Annotated in this window: 13 protein-coding genes and 1 rRNA gene; 7 read left to right on the top strand and 7 right to left on the bottom strand. The window is 60.8% G+C overall.

The window, feature by feature from the left end; all coding sequences use genetic code 11:
• The first annotated feature begins 136 nt into the window (after positions 1 to 136).
• From G9C82_RS15190 to G9C82_RS15175, 4 genes are all read left to right on the top strand, one after another.
• Complete coding sequence (locus G9C82_RS15190) at positions 137 to 1,462, top strand: hypothetical protein (protein ID WP_127014558.1); 1,326 nt, start codon at positions 137 to 139, stop codon at positions 1,460 to 1,462.
• 241 nt (positions 1,463 to 1,703) lie between these two features.
• On the top strand, positions 1,704 to 2,321 hold the full coding sequence (locus G9C82_RS15185) for a nitroreductase family protein (RefSeq protein ID WP_127014557.1): 618 nt from the start codon (positions 1,704 to 1,706) through the stop codon (positions 2,319 to 2,321).
• 220 nt (positions 2,322 to 2,541) lie between these two features.
• A 5S ribosomal RNA gene (gene rrf, locus G9C82_RS15180) occupies positions 2,542 to 2,664 on the top strand.
• A gap of 296 nt (positions 2,665 to 2,960) precedes the next feature.
• Positions 2,961 to 3,770 (top strand): hypothetical protein, encoded by an 810-nt coding sequence (locus G9C82_RS15175; protein WP_007188508.1) that lies wholly within the window; start codon positions 2,961 to 2,963, stop codon positions 3,768 to 3,770.
• A gap of 51 nt (positions 3,771 to 3,821) precedes the next feature.
• Here G9C82_RS15175 and G9C82_RS15170 read toward each other — a convergent pair whose 3' ends face one another.
• The 4 genes from G9C82_RS15170 to G9C82_RS15155 all read right to left on the bottom strand — a co-directional run bounded on the left by G9C82_RS15170 (position 3,822) and on the right by G9C82_RS15155 (position 6,858).
• Positions 3,822 to 4,832 (bottom strand): hypothetical protein, encoded by a 1,011-nt coding sequence (locus G9C82_RS15170; RefSeq protein WP_127014556.1) that lies wholly within the window; start codon positions 4,830 to 4,832, stop codon positions 3,822 to 3,824.
• Positions 4,833 to 4,995: 163 nt separating this feature from the next.
• A complete protein-coding gene (locus G9C82_RS15165; RefSeq protein ID WP_127014555.1) occupies positions 4,996 to 5,655 on the bottom strand; it encodes a cytochrome c biogenesis protein CcdA in 660 nt (219 codons plus the stop codon).
• A 1-nt stretch (position 5,656) separates the two neighbouring features.
• Positions 5,657 to 6,184: a TlpA disulfide reductase family protein gene (locus G9C82_RS15160; RefSeq protein ID WP_004965823.1), complete on the bottom strand. Its 528-nt coding sequence runs from the start codon at positions 6,182 to 6,184 to the stop codon at positions 5,657 to 5,659.
• Positions 6,181 to 6,858 carry an SCO family protein gene (locus G9C82_RS15155; protein ID WP_007188504.1) on the bottom strand — a complete coding sequence of 226 codons (678 nt, stop codon included), beginning with the start codon at positions 6,856 to 6,858 and terminating at the stop codon, positions 6,181 to 6,183. The genes G9C82_RS15160 and G9C82_RS15155 overlap by 4 nt, the downstream gene beginning before the upstream one ends.
• 535 nt (positions 6,859 to 7,393) lie before the next feature.
• Between G9C82_RS15155 and fmdA the strand changes: the two genes are divergently transcribed.
• Positions 7,394 to 8,665, top strand: a complete 1,272-nt coding sequence (gene fmdA / locus G9C82_RS15150) for a formamidase (RefSeq protein ID WP_127014554.1) — start codon at positions 7,394 to 7,396, stop codon at positions 8,663 to 8,665.
• Positions 8,666 to 8,699: 34 nt separating this feature from the next.
• Entirely contained in the window at positions 8,700 to 10,316 is a 1,617-nt protein-coding gene (locus G9C82_RS15145) for a TCP-1/cpn60 chaperonin family protein (protein ID WP_127014553.1), read from the top strand.
• Between the two features lie 55 nt (positions 10,317 to 10,371).
• Here the strand turns inward: G9C82_RS15145 and G9C82_RS15140 are convergent, their stop codons facing one another.
• Positions 10,372 to 11,106, bottom strand: a complete 735-nt coding sequence (locus G9C82_RS15140) for a universal stress protein (protein WP_007188501.1) — start codon at positions 11,104 to 11,106, stop codon at positions 10,372 to 10,374.
• 2 nt (positions 11,107 to 11,108) lie between these two features.
• The gene (locus tag G9C82_RS15135) at positions 11,109 to 12,539 is read right to left on the bottom strand and encodes an APC family permease (protein ID WP_004965814.1); all 1,431 of its coding nucleotides are present in this window, start codon (positions 12,537 to 12,539) and stop codon (positions 11,109 to 11,111) included.
• Between the two features lie 217 nt (positions 12,540 to 12,756).
• Between G9C82_RS15135 and G9C82_RS15130 the strand changes: the two genes are divergently transcribed.
• Complete coding sequence (locus G9C82_RS15130; protein WP_127014552.1) at positions 12,757 to 13,233, top strand: Mov34/MPN/PAD-1 family protein; 477 nt, start codon at positions 12,757 to 12,759, stop codon at positions 13,231 to 13,233.
• A gap of 79 nt (positions 13,234 to 13,312) precedes the next feature.
• Here the strand turns inward: G9C82_RS15130 and G9C82_RS15125 are convergent, their stop codons facing one another.
• Positions 13,313 to 14,875 (bottom strand): sodium:solute symporter family protein, encoded by a 1,563-nt coding sequence (locus G9C82_RS15125; RefSeq protein WP_049938531.1) that lies wholly within the window; start codon positions 14,873 to 14,875, stop codon positions 13,313 to 13,315.
• Positions 14,876 to 15,122: the final 247 nt, after the last annotated feature.

The following is a 15,122-nucleotide window of genomic DNA, read 5'->3' as shown; positions in this document are numbered from 1 at the left end:
ATAGCGGACGCGATATGTATTGAGCGGGATACTTGGCAGATATGTATCGGCCGAACTGTCACCTGTAGTCCGTGTTTGTATAACCATTCTTTGAGTAATCGATATCTCTTAACACATGACAGGATAGATATGCTACATGGCCCCGCATCGACTCCACCACCTCGCCCTCCTCTGTCTGGTCTGTGTGTCGCTCCTCTGTACCGCCATGCCAGTCGGCGCAGCGCCCCCGCCAAGGCCGCTGTGTGACGCCTGCGGTGACACCTTTGAATCGACGGCCGAGTCTCACGGTGTGTCGGTCACTGTCACACACAGCAATGCAACCGTCGCCGTCAACAGCAACGGAACCGCAACGTGGGTCGTCCACAATCGTCTGTCTAACGCAGAAGGTGTTGCACGGCTTCGAGCAAACGAGAGCCTTCGGACCGCTATCGCCGATAGGGCGATGTGGGACACCGAACTCCTGAGCGCGAACGTGTCCGGCGATGGCGTCATAACGCTACGGTACCGCGAGGCCAACTTCGCTCAGCAGTCCGTCGGCGGGACAGTCCGGACTGGCGAGTTTACTGAAGCCTACGGCTATCGAAACCTCGATGGCCTCGGTGCTGATCGGCTCGTCGTCGTTGCTCCCGACGGGATGCGAGTCGAGCGAGCCATCGACGGCGCAACCGTCTCAGACGACGGACAGCGGATGACGCTGACCGAACTCAACGACGGGCGTATCGTGACGTTCGTTCCCCGTGACACGGCCGTTGGGCCGCTGTTGAGTCTACTCGCGGTCGGAGCACTGCTCGGACCCGTGATGGCGGTGAAGGCGCTCGCATACACCACGCTCCCCGCAGCGGTGTTTACCCTCTTGATCGGCGCTGCCGCCGGGGGTGTCGCCCGGCTTGATTGGGACTTGAAACGCGTCCGGGACTCCGCGGGCATCGTCTTCGCCGGCGTGGGCGCGCTAGCGACTGTTCTGTCGCTTCTTGGAGCGACGGGCGTTTTGCGGTTGGGTGGCATAGCGGCACCGCTGTTCGGCGGTGGCACCGCGCTGTTCATCTGTGGCATCGCACTGTCACAGCGGCGCGTCCGTGAGCGCACAAGCTATCGGACGGTCGTTGGCGGCGCAGTAGTCGGCGCAGGCATCGCGCTCGGAGTGACGATAGCGGCGGCGCCGATGGTTGTCGGGGACGGGTTCACGTTCCCGGTGTCAGCGCTGTTGGTTCTTGGACCTGCGTTTGTGCTTCTCCCGGCCGGGTACGCAGTCGGCCATGGGAACCGCCGGCTGGCGTTGAAGACCGCCGCCATCGGGTTCGTGCTGTCGATGCTACCAATCCTCCCGATACTGCCTGCGCCGTTTGGACTGGGCGTGCTTTTCATCCCTATCGCAACGGCCAGCGCTGCTGCCGTTGCTGTCGCCGGTCTCCCTCTCTTCCTTGCCGGCGTCTCGCTTGGCGTTCCCTCATCTGGCTGTTGACCAGTTCTCTGGCGACAACCGCAGTGCAAACACGCCATTCGGTTCGGCTCTGAGTAGACCGGTTTAGACGTGTCAGGACAACGTGGGCAACCACGGTCGTGCCCTGATTTGATCGGCAGTGCGTTCCCGCGTTACTCTATGCCATACTCTTTGATAATTACCCGAGGATAGCATCGATGTTACCTGGTTGTGCTTATGTTGCCATTAGTACATAAGCGCGTGAACCGAACAGAAATACACGATGTCACAGACGAATACTGGTCACAATCTCGACGATGAAGTTGCTGAATACCGTGACCCCGTCCACAACGTCGACCCGCTCTTTGTCAATCGCTGGTCGCCACGTGCGATGACTGGTGATTCGCTTGCTGAGGATGCCCTCCATTCGTTGTTCGAAGCCGCACGCTGGGCCCCGTCCGCGTTCAATAACCAGCACTGGCGGTTTGTTTACGCCACCCGCGAAGACGACGAGTGGGACTCCTTTCTCGACCTGCTGAACGAGGCCAACCGCTCGTGGGCACGCGACGCTGGCGCGCTCATCGCCGTCTTCTCGAAGGTCACCCTCGACCACAACGGCGAAGCTGCTGTGACGCGCTCTTTCGATACCGGCGCTGCGTGGCAGAATCTCGCTCTCGAAGGCGCTCGGCGCGACCTGGCTGTTCATCCAATGGCAGGCTTCGACTGGGACCGGATTCACGACACTCTGGGCGTCCCCGAAGACGAATTCGACGCCGAGGCGATGGTCGCTGTCGGTGAACGCGCCGATCCCGAGACGTTGCCTGACGACCTCAAAGAGCGTGAAGAGCCGAGCAATCGGAAGCCGCTCGACGAAATCGTCTTCAGCGGCCGGTTCGAGTGAGCGAGCAGGTGCGTTCTGCACCCAGCTGAGAGCGTAGCGAAACCCAGGTATCTCTTCGTTACCGCCAACCATGGACGGGGAGTCGGCACCCTGAAACAGAGCGCTGAACCGAGTCGTATCGTGCGCCCTTCGGTGCTGTGCTAGTGAGTGTCGAACTGTGTTCGGGTAGTTCTCGTCTCCAAGTAGCTACGCTTATAACTGTGGCCACGAGAGGTATCGTATAGGCGGCCACAGCGGCGGGGTTGCCTCCCGTACCCATCTCGAACACGGAAGATAAGCCCGCCAGCGTTCCGGGGAGTACTGGAGTGCGCGAGCCTCTGGGAAACGCGGTTCGCCGCCACCATTCATACCTGATTTGAGTTCCAGTGAGCGACGCGGTTTGCTGTAGCTCGGCTTGAAATCCTCCTAAATTCGGTAAGCACTACCAGACAGTTCTGCCGTTGCGTATCGAAGTGTTCGCAGCGACATCGTTAGTCTGTCGCCGTCGATGCTGCGAAACAACGAACGGTCAGTCGCTCGCGGGGCAGGCACAGCGGCCATATCGCTCACAGAGTGAATGGGCTCTGTGGTCATGCGTAACGCACAAGTTCTGTTTTGAGTCTTGAGCACTTACTTAGTGGTGCTGTGATTTGATTCGGCATGGACCGTCGCTACGTCATTGGTCTCGCCGTCGCGCTCGTAGCAATCGGTATCGGACTGGCCGCTTTCACGGCCCCCTGGTCCCCGCAAACGACCTCACCTGGGCTGGACGAGACGTATCCTGCAGGGGCAGGTCCGGATCACATCAACTTCTCGGCGCTTGAGGAAGACGATATGAACGTCTCGCACACCCCCCGTGAATACTGGGACTCGTACGCTATCATCTACACCGCACCACCCGACCGCCCGCTCATAGAAGGCGATTATTATATCAATTCCAACACGGGGGAGATACTCGCTGACCGGTGGCACAACGCCACGGTCTATCGGAACGGGACGACGTATGCGGCCGTTCAACCGGTCGACGATATTCCGAACGAGCGCCAGAGGGAGGAACTGGAATCGGACGACAGCTACGTCTACCACGACGCCACCGACGCGTATTACCGGTACGACCCACGCTACGGACAGATTGCGCCCACGAACATCGGCCGACATCCTGACCTCCTCGACGGGTACACGTGGACGGCCACCAACAGGACGACGCACCACGGCGTCTCCGTCATCACGTATCGCGTCACGGGCAAACGAGCGACCGCCGCCGACGACGCCCCACCGCTTCGCAACGGCACGCTCTCGCTCGGAGTCGAGGATGGGATCGTCTACGCGTTCGATATCACGTTTGGCAGAGACGGACGCACCGACCGATACACGTACGACGTTCGTCCCGCTTCCTTCCCGGACCACAGTTGGGTCGACACAGCCCGAGCGGTCGCTTCTGAGAACGCGACCGAGAGTTCCGCCCGTTGAGGCCCGTCAAGGTCCTCGTGACTTTGCAGCGTTCCGGTTGGTCACGACCAGTCAGGGGGTCACGATCAGGCTAAACCAATAGACGGTGCCTTGGTATTCGGCGACGACACCCCGGAAGTCGACTCGGTCGTCGTAGCTGTCTATCGGCTGGAGGTCGCCAGCGATGCCGAGCGCGTCCAAAACCTCAGCAAGTCCGTCAGAAGGCGGTGCGCCCTCTTCGTAGCGGCGAGGCTCCTCGCTGATCGCGTCGTCGATCACGCCACGAGCGGCCTCCGAGAGGTCGAGTGAGCTCAGATCGAGTTCCAGAACCGCCGTTCGTGCGTACTCCTGGAACGCTTCGCGATTGTTCGAGATCTCGTCGATAGTGTACGTCCATTCTGGGACAGTTACCGTCCGCTGCTCTGTGACGGGGCGAAAGTATTCGTCTTCGTACTCGATGTAATCGAACGGCGGCGATGGGACGAACTCACTGGCTTCAGCGTCAAGGTGCTGGTGATACTCGACGGCCTGCAGGTTTTCGAATTGAGGGTCGCCGAGAAACCCATCGTTGCCCGCGTAGACCGCGTCGAGCGCAGCCTCAAGGACGCGTTTGTCCTGTGTCGAGCGGTCGAAGGGCCGTCTCTCGACCGTCGCGTCGTCCGGCGGCGTCTCCTCGGACCGTGTGACCGCAAAGTGCCAGCGGTCCCGTTCGAGCTGCCGTGCCTCGTTTATCTGGACCTGATAAAAGATCCCGTCCTGCCGGAGGAACGTCGGGCGCGGCCTCGTGTCTTTGCCCCACCGGTCTCGTCCGACGAGCGGCCACTGTTGGACGGTAACGCTACGGGTGTCGAACAGTTCTGACGTATACTGCTGTTTCGTCTCGGCAGTAAAGTCGACCCTGGTGGTCGCATCAATTGCGGTCGGGTCGGGCCAGAGATACGGCCGACCGATTGATGAGAGGTCCTGTTCACTGGCGATGAGCGCGTAGTTGTCGAGACTGCCGGGATTGAGACAACCGGCGGTCGCGGTGATCACCCCGGACGCGCCGATGAGTCGGAGGGCGTGGCGGCGGGAACAACGCATTGCTGTACCGAAGTAGTTAATATACCGATAAATTGCTTGTGGTGTAAATCTACGGGCGGAACAGGCCGAATGCGTCGGGGCTTGACCTCGAGGCGGGTCACATCTCTCCGTGGGAATGCCACACGAGTCCGCATTTTTCGGGGCCAGCCCCCATTCGACTGAATTAGAACACGCCGAGTTCGAACACGGCGAGGTAAATCTGCCCGCCACCGGCGAGTATCATCACGACGGCTGCGATCTGGTGTATCCGTTGCAGGTACGTGCCGACAGTGTGCCAGAGCCCGATGCCGACGCCCGCGAGGAGTGTCACGCCGACAAGCGGAACCGCGACGCCGAGTGCGTACGCTGTGAGGACGAGAATACTTGTGTGGACTGGCAATGCGAGCGCCTGGGTAACCACGCCGAAGAACAGCGGCACGACACAGCCCGCTGCGGCAACCGCGTACACAGCACCGAACACGCCGAACCCGGCTACCGACGCCGGTCGCTCTGGCAGCGGGACGCGGAGTTCGGGCTCGCGGTTCAGGAGCATCACGACGCCGAACACGACCAGACCGAGTCCGATGACCGGTTCGAGCATCGGGAGTGCGTTCTTGAGCGGTTGCCCAAGTGCGAGGACGAGCAGCGCAACGAGGGTGAGCGCAGCAAGCGCTCCGCCAGCAGCGGCGGTGGCCGGTGGCAGCATACTCACATCCCCGCCGCTTTCACGCAGGTAGTACCCAATGTAGCCCGGGAGAAGCGGGAACGCACACGGGGCAAAAAAGGTCGCGATGCCAGCGCTCGCGGCGAACGCAAGTGTCCCGAGTACGGCAACATCCGCCATCTTACACCAGTGCGTCGAGTTCGTCTCGGAGCGTCTCTTTCCCGGCGAGCCCACTGTGACCGAACTGGACGGTCCCGCGCTCGTCGACAATCGCAATGTACGGAAGTCCGTCCGCCCCAAATGCCGCAAGCAACTCACTACCGGGGTCAATGCCGACAGTCCAAGCACCGCCGTTCCGGTTCCACCATTCACCAATGTCAGCCCTCGTCAGAGTCTCGCTCGGGCGCTCGTTCGTCACTGAGATGAACGAGACATCGGTGTACTCGGGCCGAATCGAATCGAGTATCTCGAGCTGGTCGTCACAGGGTGCACACCACGTAGCAAAGAGGTCGACTACCGTGACGGTTCCCGGCGTCGGTACGGGCGTCTCGCCTGCCGACGAGCCGCGTGCATCGAGCGTCTCAACGCGAACCGGAAGCTGGTCTGTGTTTTGGGACCGGATACCTGACAGCCCGTTCTGGGCAACCCACAGGCTTCCCCCGGTGAGACCGAGCCCGGTCATGGCCGCAACAACCTGCCGGCGGTTCACGCGGTTCTCACCGTTTCAAGGTCAGCAATAATGGTTTCTTCGTCCGGTGACTTCGAGCGGTAGGCACGCTCGACAAACCCATCGGCGTTGACCAGTAGCGTCAGTGCTGTATGCGTGAACATGTACATATCCATGTCCTCCGGTTCAGTTCGCTGGAACATAACCCCGAACTGGTCCTGTATGACAGCCTTCGCCCGCTGCTTCGACGCCGGTCGAAGGAACTGCCAGCTTTCGCTATCGGCGTCGACATTCATTTTGTCGGCATACACCCCGAGTCGTTCTGCGGTATCACGAGCGGGGTCGAACGTCATCGGGATGAACCGGACGCCAGCGGCGTAGCCGTTGTTCTGGGCGTGGCTCTGAATGTTTCGCTGCGTCGAGATGAGAACTGGACACACCGTCTGGCAGTGGCTATAAAAGAATGTGAGGAGGGTCGGCGTTTCAATATCCCGCAGTCGAACCTCGCGGGATGCGGTCGGTGTGGCGACACGCACGTCCGGAATCTGCTCACCCCATGCGGGGTACGGAAGGTCGTTGCTCTCGAACTCCCGGTCGGGCTCTTCGAGGACGACGTCGGGATTCGAGTCGCCGAGCCGACCACCACCGAGACAGCCGGCGACTCCAACAATTGTTCCAGCCGCACCCGTCGATTTGAGAAGCGTCCGTCGGCGCATACGCAGTACTTGTGCCCTCGAATATTTGGAGAATCTGGTGTGACTCTCGTAAACCGTCGTTCGCCTGCTTTCGCGTGGTTTTGGACTGTGGGTGTGAGCAAAACCACAGCACAGTGAAAAAACAGTTCCCGGACCCGGACAGACGGCGTTGAACTGAGGCGAACCGCACATTGACATTCTCATCACGTGTTACCGGGGCACTGTGTACCGCGTACTCTCTGGCAAGTTCCGCTCAAATCACGTCATAGAGGACAGCGTCTCGTTGATTTAGGAGAGCAGTCGTGTCTCAACTGATACGCCGTGATAGTTGGCGTGTCATGAATGGGCATGTAACACTATCAAAAACAAGACTTTTGCATATTATATCCGTATTTTGGTGAGAGTGTCTGTACAGATTTCCTCTGTATTAAGATGAGTATGTAGCTATATCTCGAAGAATACAGAGATAAGATTTCGTATATTGTATCAGAAGTGGACATTCTAAACGTCAATAGTCCTAACACTTATGTGTAATCTATTCGATACTGTAGTCGTAATGCCAGAAGCGAAGTTCGAGGTTGATGTCGACAGCGCGCCAGACGAACAACCGGGCGCGAACCCGTTCAATCGGTGGCACCCGGACATTCCGGCGGTCGTCGAAGCGGACCCTGGCGAGAGTATGCGATTAGAGGCACTCGACTGGACCGGCGGACAAATAACCGATAACGACAACGCCAATGAGGTCCGCGACGTGGACCTCTCGCAGGTGCACTATCTCGCAGGGCCCGTTCACGTCAACGGTGCCGAGCCGGGTGACCTGCTGAAAGTCGAGTTCCACGACATGGGGCCGCTCAACGACCGCTCGGAGTTCGGGTTCACTGGCACGTTCTCCCAGCAAAACGGCGGCGGCTTTTTGACCGATCACTTCTCGAAGGCGGCCAAATCCATCTGGGACATCGACGGCTACACGGTCTCCTCGCGCCACATCCCCGATGTCGAGTACGAGGGGAAGATCCATCCCGGTCTCGCAGGCTGTGCGCCAAGCGAGGAACTGCTGGAAGCATGGAACGAGCGCGAACAGGAACTCATCGACAAGCACGCCGAGGACCCCGAGTCGATACCGAACCATCCGACCGGGAAAGAGGAGCCAGCCGTGGCGAACCCGCCGACACCCGACGGCGCGCTCATGGGCGAGATGGACCCCGACGAGGCCGAGGAGGCAGCAGAAGTCGCGGCCCGAACCGTGCCACCTCGAGAACACGGCGGGAACCACGACATCAAGGACCTCTCCATCGGCTCAACGGTGTACTTCCCAGTCTACGTCGAGGGAGCGAAGTTCGGTATCGGGGATTTCCACGCCTCGCAAGGGGACGGCGAGATTTCCTTCTGTGGCGCGATCGAGATGGCCGCCTACGTCGATCTCGAATTCGACCTCGTGAAAGACGGGATGGAGAAGTTCGGCGTCGACCACCCGATCTTCGAGCCAGGTCACCGCGGGCCGAACTTCGAAGACTACGTCACCTTCTGTGGCTACTCCGTCACGGAGGACGGTGAACAGAAGTACATCGACTCCCACACCGCGTATCGGCGGGCCTGTCTGCAGGCTATCGACTACCTCAAGCAGTTCGGCTACACCGGCCAGCAGGCGCTGCACATTCTTGGGACTGTCCCGGTCGAGGGACGACAGAGCGGCGTCGTAGACGTGCCAAACGCCTGTTCGACGCTGGCGCTCCCAACGGGCGCGTTCGACTTCGACGCGTCCCCCGAAGGTATCGAGCACAACAGCGCCGACCGCGGTGACCTCTGTGTCACTGACGACCCGCTGTAATGAGAGCTAGAGACAATACGGGCTGTCGACACTGATGTTGGGAGAGACGACCGATGACGACAGCAATAACGAGCCGAACCCCACACAGACCGCCGCAGGCGAACTCGCCGACGCAATCCGGACAACACTCGGGCCCAACGGATTGGATAAAATGGTCGTCGGCGAGAACGGGACGGTCATCGTCACCAACGACGGGTCGAAAATCATCGAGTGGATGGATATCACGCATCCAGTCGGTCGGCTGGTCGAGCAGGCCGCGGCTGCACAGGACAATACCGTCGGGGACGGGACGACGACGGCGGTTGTGCTGGTCGGCGCGCTTCTTGAGGAGGCTGCAACGCTTCGTTCAGCCGGGCTTCATCCAACGACAATCATCGACGGCTACGGCAGAGCCGTCGAGGCCGCTCTTGACCAACTTGCGCAGTACGAACGTGGCCTGCACAGCCGGCAGGACGACCGACTGACACAGATTGCGAAGACTGCCGTCACAGGACGGTGGGACGACGCTTCGACCGACCGGTTCGCCGAACTGACTCTCAGTGCGCTGCAGGCAATCGGGTTCGACAGGTCGCGGCTCACGCTCAAGTCCTACCCCGGCGGCGAACTCCGCGAGTCCGTCTGTCTCGACGGAGTGCTGGTCGATCTAGAGACATCATCGACATCCCTCAACGCCCTCAGTCACCCGCGCACCCGGACCCATGACGAGCCGGCTATCGCGATGGTCGACGCCGAAATCGGCATCGAAGAACCGAACAATGTCGAATCGGTGGAGCTGCAAGACGCGACACAGCGGAACGCGTTTCAGGCCCACGAACAGGACCGGAGGACCGAACTGGTAGAGCAGGTGGTACAGTCCGGTGCGACCGTGCTCCTCTGTCAGAAATCCATCGACGAAGCAGTCAGGACCGCGCTCGCCCAGCGGGGTGTCCTCCCTGTCGAACGGACCCGGCGAGACGAGTTCGATGTTATCGCCCGAGCGACAGGAAGCACGCCAGTCATGTCTGTCGACGACCTGACCGCGGACGACACCGGCACTGTTGGGTCGGTCACACAGCGGACGGTCGGGACTGCACAGACGCTCGTGCTGCAGGGCTGTCCGGAGGAACACCGAGCAACACTACTGCTCCGTGGCGGCACGCCACACGTCGCAGAGGAAGTCCGCCGCATCGTGGCAGACTGTATCGACGTTACTCGTGTCGCACTTGACGACGGCGTGTTCGTGCCGGGTGGTGGTGCGGTGCCGACCGCACTGGCGATGGACCTCGCCGCGCTGTCCCGTGAGATCCCGGACCGGACACAGCTCGTCTTCGATGGGTTCGGAACCGCACTGGAAGCCCTCCCGCGGACACTGGCCGCGAACGCGGGCACGGACCCACTGACCACGCTGACGGGGATAAAACAGCGACACGACGCCGGCGCAGAGACGGTCGGTGTCGGCCCCGATGGCCATCCCCGCGACATGATCGACGCGGGTATTCTGGAACCAGCCGCGGTGTTCAGGAGTGCGCTGCAACGAGCAGTCGCCGTTGTGACACAGATCCTTCGGGTCGACGACGTTGTGCGAACCAGCACAAACGAGCGCACAGCGGACGGTGAACACGACCACGCCCACGCGGCGACGGGTGGCTATCCGTGGGCGGTGGGGCACTGAGAAGCGAGCAGACACCGACAGCCCTCCAGCCGACCGGCTGCTGGATCAGGCTGTGTTACTCGTCTTCATCCGCTGAAGGGCGTTCGCGCTGGGCCACGAACACCGGCCCGAGGAACCGGTTGGCGACCTGATCAGCCGGCATCCCGAACACGAATGTCGCCAGCGACGGGTCAGTTTCACCCATCACGACCGTGTCAAACCCATCAGAAACGTCCACAATTGCGTCAAAGGGGTTCTGGTCGCGGTCGATCCGCGTCTCGATAGTCGAGGGGTCCATACCGAATTCTGCCAGCCGGTCCGCCAGCCCGCCGAGCAGTGTCTGGATATCGTCGTCGGTTGTGTCTTCATCCGCGACGTGATATAGCGTCACGTCGGCGTCCATCTCTCCGAACACACTGGCGACAACGCGAGCAAGCCGGTCGACCCCGATGGCCCCACGGACTGGGACCAGTACGTCTTCGACCGGCCCTGTGGCGTTCGGAACGAGAACAGCCATGCAGTCGTGCTCAGCAATCATACGGTCGATAGTCTTCTGTCCGTTATGAGTGAACACGAGTCGCCGCTCGACGGTGGCTCCGGCGTCCTCGAACATCTCCTGGTACTCGTCGAGCCGTTCCGTTGCCCGGTCCTCGAACTGCATCCGTGCCTGTCCGGGGGCAGTCTGTTCCGGGATGACGTGGTATCCCAGCAGGACGACGTGCGCATGGGCGAGCAGTTCGGGGACACCCTCCGGGACCGATTCTCCCTCGAGGACACGGATCGGGACGAGTATCGATAGACGGTCAGTCATACTCAGATATCTCCCTTGAGTGTCACGTCCCCAGCGTAATAACGGTACCAGAGGTACGAGGCAAGCATGACCACGACGCCGATACCGATTGACGCGGGCTGCATGAAGACGATCAGTCCGAAGCTCGCGAGCGCGCCCACGACCGGGACCAACGGATAGCCCGGTACTCGATAGCTTGGCGAGTACCACTCTGGGTTCCGACGGCGCAACACGAGCAGGGCGATACACATCAGCCCGTACATAATCAGGTGGAGAAACGAGGCGACTTCCGCAAGGAGTTCGACCCGGCCAGTCGCGACGAGGACGAGGATCGGGCCGCCAGCGGAAAGCAACGCGACGTGTGGCGTGCCGTATCGAAGGTTGACTTCGCTCGCCTTTCTGGGAAGCAACGCGTCGCGGCTCAGCGCGTACACGGCCCGCGAGGCACTGAGAATCGACGCGTTCGCGCTCGAAAACGTCGCCAGCAGCCCGGCACCCAGAATCGCGACCGCACCGGGCAACCCAAGGAAGTCACGGGCTACTTCGACCATCGCTGTCTCCCCGAATTCGCCGAGTCGTTCAGCGCCAAACGCGCTGGTTGCGACGAAAATTGTGACAACGTAAAATACGGTCACGATCAGGACCGAGCCCACCATCGCCAGCGGGAGGTTCCGACTCGGTTGTTTGATTTCACCTGCAACAGTGGCGACCTGTGCGAATCCCAGATACGACGTGAACACCAGCGCAGCGGTCGTCAACACCCGGAAGTACCCTCTGGAGAAGAACTGCTCCGGAACGGTGCCGCCGCCGAACACACCAACAGCATCAAGAACGCCGTAGGAAAGGAAGCCCGTCAACACCACGAGGAGAACCCCGACTACGACGTTCTGGAGCTTCGCGGTGTTTTCCGTGCCGCCGATACTCAACGCCGTCAGTGCGACCCCGAACAGCAACCCGATGCCGATGACCGGGCTGAACGGGAGCCCGATGCCGAGCTCGGCGAACACAGCGCTCGCGTAGTGGCCGAGCCCAACCAGATAGAACGCGGACGCGAACATCAGGCCCAGCCACAGCCCAAGGCCTACGATTGCGCCATAGGCCGTCCCCATCCCCCGCGAGATGAAGTAGTATCCGCCGCCGCTCCGTGGCATCGCTGTCGCGAGTTCCGAAGTCGGAAGCGCCACGAGCAACGCTATCAGGCCGCCAATAGCAAACGAAAGGGTAGCTGCGAGCCCAGCGTTTGCGGCCGCCAGCCCCGGGAAGACGAAGATTCCGGCTCCGATCATCGTCCCAATCCCGATTGCCAGCCCGCCGACCAGCCCGATAGTCCGTTCTAGTTCAACGTCGTCGTCATGGACGACTGTGTCGTCGGTGACGGCTTCCGGCTCCTCAGCAGGTGCCTCACCGGCGATGTTCTCGCCCGCAGGGTCAACGTCGACAGGCTGTTCAGCCATGTGACAGAATATCCCACCTGTCTGATAAAACCGCCGGCAGGAGACATAGCAGACGCCGGGGATAACAGCGGTAACTGTCCGTAAGACGGAGTGAACAGGCCGTTATGAGGATATCGGGCCGTATCGGAGTCTCTCGACAGTCGGGTGAGACCCCAGTTGTGGCTTCAGAAGCCAGTCATTCGGTTAAGCAGCACACCCAGCCAGTCGAAACAATTCTATGCGTAGGTCACCTCTACGTAGTACTGTGCGGTTCAGTCATCATCCTCAGGCGCTCATCATTCCCGACGACATCCGGGACACAATGGCGGCGCATATCGCGGCGCGTCACCCCCACGAGGCCGGTGGATATCTGGCGTGTACGCGACGGGACAGTCGGTTGTACGCGACCGACCACGTTCGGCTCGACAACGTTTCCCCCAGACCGCGGCGTCGGTTTGTCGCCACAGACACCGGTGCCGTTCCAGCAGGGCCACGGGTGTTCTATCACTCACACACAGCAGCGTCGACACCATCAGGGTTGACGGGCACTGACCGACAAAACATCCGTGACCGGTTCGCGCTCGTCGTCTTTGCCCCACATGGGGAGCCCTACAGTTACCGGCTGTTCCGACTGGGGTTGTTTAATTGGCAAGAGGTCCCAGTGATGGGAGAAGCATCCCAAGAAGAGCCAGCCAGATTGCCACGGCTTGTTTGAGGGGCTGTAGGGGCGTATCGCTTCGAGACTGCTGTGTGCCGGGCGAAAACAATTATCAAGTGGGGTCGAATACGTCCGGTTAGTCTTCCTCGCCGCCAGCTACAATGTTGGGGTTGCTCTGTTTCTCGACGCTGTAGATCGGGTAGTCGTCCTTGGTCGCGTAGGCGATGACGAGGAACGACACGAGCCCGACCCCGGCGGCGATGAACGTCGGCAGGCCGTCGAAAGCGGCGGTGAAGATGTCGTTCGGGATATACAGGAGCGTGTTTTCGTAGGCGTAGGTCGTCGGCACCAGCACGAAGAGCACGAGACGGGTGGCGGAGCCGGCGATCATCGAGCCGAGTGCTGCCGGCGTGGTCGCGATATCGGACCAGTATAGCCCCATCACCAGCGGGACAAACGCGCCGGCCAGCATGATATCAAACGCCAACACGAGCAACATTCCCGTCGCAGAGACGCGTATCGCAAGGAACACGCCAAGCAGCGTAATCGGGACAGACATCAGGCGCGTGACGGTGAGCAGTTTGTCACTCTCCGAGCCAAAGAAGCCTTCATCGACGCCGCCGTCCGCGGCGGCTGCCGGACTGCTGGAACTCTCCTCGTCGACGCGGATGTTGCCGATGTTACGGGCGATGACGGCCGACGTTCCCAGAATCGCCCCGTCGCTCGTCGAGAACGAGGCGGCGACGATGCCGGCGAGCACGAGTGCAGCCAGCCACGGTGGCACAGCGTTCTGGAGGAGCGTGTACAGCACAGCCTGATTCCCGGCTTCCACACCGAGGGAGGCGAGAATCGGGTTCGCCGACAGCGCAACGACGGAGAACGGGACGCCGATGACGAGCGTGCCGGCGGCCCCGATGAAGCAGGCCTTCTGTGCGGTTTCGGGGCTATCAGCCGCAAACACCCGCTCCATGAAGTCGATGGCGACGATGTCACCGAGGCCGAGAGCGACGATGGTGGCGAGGTTGATGTACGCCCCCTGACTTGGGTCGGTGAGCTGTCCGAGGTTCGTCGGTCCCATGCCGGTGGGAATGGTGATGCCGTAGTTCGTCGTGACGTAGATAATAAGCGCGATGGAGCCGATGAACGCGACGCCTGCCTGTAACACGTCGGTGTAGGCGACCGAGAACAGACCGCCGGCGACAGTGTACGCGAGCACGAGCCCGGCGATGATGAACACGCCCAGCTGGAAGCTCGTCCCGACGAAAATCTGGAAGAGGTACCCGCCGGCGACAAGGTTCCCCGCAAGCAGGAACGCGTAGGCGACGGACATGATGATGCTTGCGACGATCTCAGCGGTCCGACCGTACTTCCGGCGGTAGAAATCCGGCAGCGTCGTGAGGTTGAGTCGGTTCATCGGCTTCGCAAAGAACAGCCCGGTGAGGAACAGACAGAGCGCCAGCCCGACGGGCAGTGCCGCGCCGGCCCAGAAGCCAAAGCCTGCTGCGAGGTCGGTATTCCCGAGCGTTGCGTTTGAGTCGAGCGACTGCGCCATCAGCGTCGCCGCAGCCAGCGGAAGGATAAGTCCCCGACCGGCGACGATGTAGTTGATGCTGTCGCCGTTGACTTTCTTGGCAACATAGAACCCGATGGCCATCATCGTCACGATGGTGGCGGCGAGTCCGTAGAGGATGACGCTCACGGCGAACCACCACTGTTGACGATTGAACAGGTATCAACGTTTTTTACCCTACTTCTCGCACTTTTCTTCCCGATACAGTTTGGGTTTGGGTAGTATTCAGTCACATGAGTTCCGTTTTGAGGACCACATAAAGACGTTGTGACAGTATTGTTTACACAGTGGAGTTATCCCGCAACGTCCATGGACTGTAGGCGTAGGTGAATGGACATATGTACAGTACCTTATTGAATATGTTCCCTAAGACTGT

The organism is Haloarcula sp. R1-2 (genome assembly GCF_011627385.1).
Classification (GTDB): domain Archaea; phylum Halobacteriota; class Halobacteria; order Halobacteriales; family Haloarculaceae; genus Haloarcula; species Haloarcula marismortui.
Note: the sequence above shows the minus strand (reverse complement) of the source record. Positions and strands in the feature narration are given on the sequence as shown.

What these genes read in the sequence shown, in the direction of transcription:
- G9C82_RS15190 (WP_127014558.1), top strand. Translation starts at nt 137, where the DNA reads ATGGCCCCGCATCGACTCCACCACCTCGCCCTCCTCTGTCTGGTCTGT.
- G9C82_RS15185 (WP_127014557.1), top strand. Translation starts at nt 1,704, where the DNA reads ATGTCACAGACGAATACTGGTCACAATCTCGACGATGAAGTTGCTGAA.
- G9C82_RS15175 (WP_007188508.1), top strand. Translation starts at nt 2,961, where the DNA reads ATGGACCGTCGCTACGTCATTGGTCTCGCCGTCGCGCTCGTAGCAATC.
- G9C82_RS15170 (WP_127014556.1), bottom strand. Translation starts at nt 4,832, where the DNA reads ATGCGTTGTTCCCGCCGCCACGCCCTCCGACTCATCGGCGCGTCCGGG.
- G9C82_RS15165 (WP_127014555.1), bottom strand. Translation starts at nt 5,655, where the DNA reads ATGGCGGATGTTGCCGTACTCGGGACACTTGCGTTCGCCGCGAGCGCT.
- G9C82_RS15155 (WP_007188504.1), bottom strand. Translation starts at nt 6,858, where the DNA reads ATGCGCCGACGGACGCTTCTCAAATCGACGGGTGCGGCTGGAACAATT.
- fmdA (WP_127014554.1), top strand. Translation starts at nt 7,394, where the DNA reads ATGCCAGAAGCGAAGTTCGAGGTTGATGTCGACAGCGCGCCAGACGAA.
- G9C82_RS15145 (WP_127014553.1), top strand. Translation starts at nt 8,700, where the DNA reads ATGTTGGGAGAGACGACCGATGACGACAGCAATAACGAGCCGAACCCC.
- G9C82_RS15140 (WP_007188501.1), bottom strand. Translation starts at nt 11,106, where the DNA reads ATGACTGACCGTCTATCGATACTCGTCCCGATCCGTGTCCTCGAGGGA.
- G9C82_RS15135 (WP_004965814.1), bottom strand. Translation starts at nt 12,539, where the DNA reads ATGGCTGAACAGCCTGTCGACGTTGACCCTGCGGGCGAGAACATCGCC.
- G9C82_RS15130 (WP_127014552.1), top strand. Translation starts at nt 12,757, where the DNA reads ATGCGTAGGTCACCTCTACGTAGTACTGTGCGGTTCAGTCATCATCCT.